We start from the raw sequence: 1,147 nt of genomic DNA, 5'->3' as shown, positions 1-1,147 counted from the left end.
ACTTAGGTGTTCGACCATCAAACGATGCTGAAGGAATATTACAAGACGTTCACTGGGCAGGGGGAGCGTTTGGGTACTTCCCGTCATATGCACTTGGTTTCTTGTACGCGTCTCAATTGAAAGCAGCTATGTTAAAACATCTCCCACAATTTGACGAATTATGTGCAAATGGTGATTTAGAGCCGATTAAAAATTGGTTAATGAAGAACGTTCACCGTCATGGTAGTATGAAAAAACCATTAGAAATCCTTACCGAAGCAACAGGAGAAGGATTAAATGCAACTTATTTAGTGGAGTATTTGGAAGAGAAATACGGCCGTATTTATCAATTGGATAAATAAAGAATCGAAGAAATAGTATCGAAAGAAAGAAGCTCTTGCAATTGAGCTTCTTTTTTTCTTGTGTTGAATACATGCGAAAATTCGCATGAATTCAGTAAAAAAGGGTAGATATCTATAGACTCTACTGAAAGTAAAGCAGAAGGAGGAAATCCTATGGCAGGCTATATTTTTGATCTCGATGGAACGATTTATCTAGGAGACAAACTGATTGAAGGTGCTCTCGAGACGTATAATTATTTGATTTCCAATGGCCATATTATTCATTTCACTTTTAGAGAGTGTTTTTAATAGGATTTATTAAATCTGATGGATTGAAATTTCTGCAGCGAAGCTATTATTTAGGTTGTGGGGAGTTTTGTACAACCTGGAGAGCGACTCCGTCAACTTGGGAAACGAATCCGTCAAGTTAGAGCATCAAAACCTTCAACCTGAAACACTTCGCTCCAAATAGCATGGAAGAAATTGAGCATCGTATGACACTCGAAAAGAATGGATAAAATCTCTTAGCATAATAAGAATTAAAAAGAGACAAGAGGAGTGACAATTGTCACTCCTCTTGTCTCTTTTTACAGTCAAACAAAATATTATAAAAAATAAGTAATTTTACAATTATTGTAAAAGTAGTTCAATAGACTCGCTTTTTAAACAGTGAATTATAAAAAACGCAAAAAGAGGTAAGTGAAATGAGTGTTCATTACAAATATGAAAATATTGTTAAATTAACGTGACAAACTTGAAATTTCAGTTAAATATATAATACGAAAATGGAAAATTATTTAATTTTATATAGTTTAAAAGTACCGTGC

At 34.0% G+C, this 1,147-nt stretch carries 1 protein-coding gene and 1 pseudogene; both read left to right on the top strand.

Annotated elements, in window-relative coordinates:
* Window positions 1-341, top strand: a pseudogene (locus AC1DOS_RS20230) (carboxypeptidase M32); the annotation flags it as partial.
* 153 nt (window positions 342-494) lie between these two features.
* On the top strand, window positions 495-629 hold the full coding sequence (locus AC1DOS_RS20225) for a hypothetical protein (protein ID WP_477538926.1): 135 nt from the start codon (window positions 495-497) through the stop codon (window positions 627-629).
* The last annotated feature ends 518 nt before the right edge of the window (window positions 630-1,147 follow it).

The organism is Paenisporosarcina sp. P5_A11 (assembly GCF_056400705.1).
This window is presented reverse-complemented; position numbering and strand designations above follow the sequence as displayed.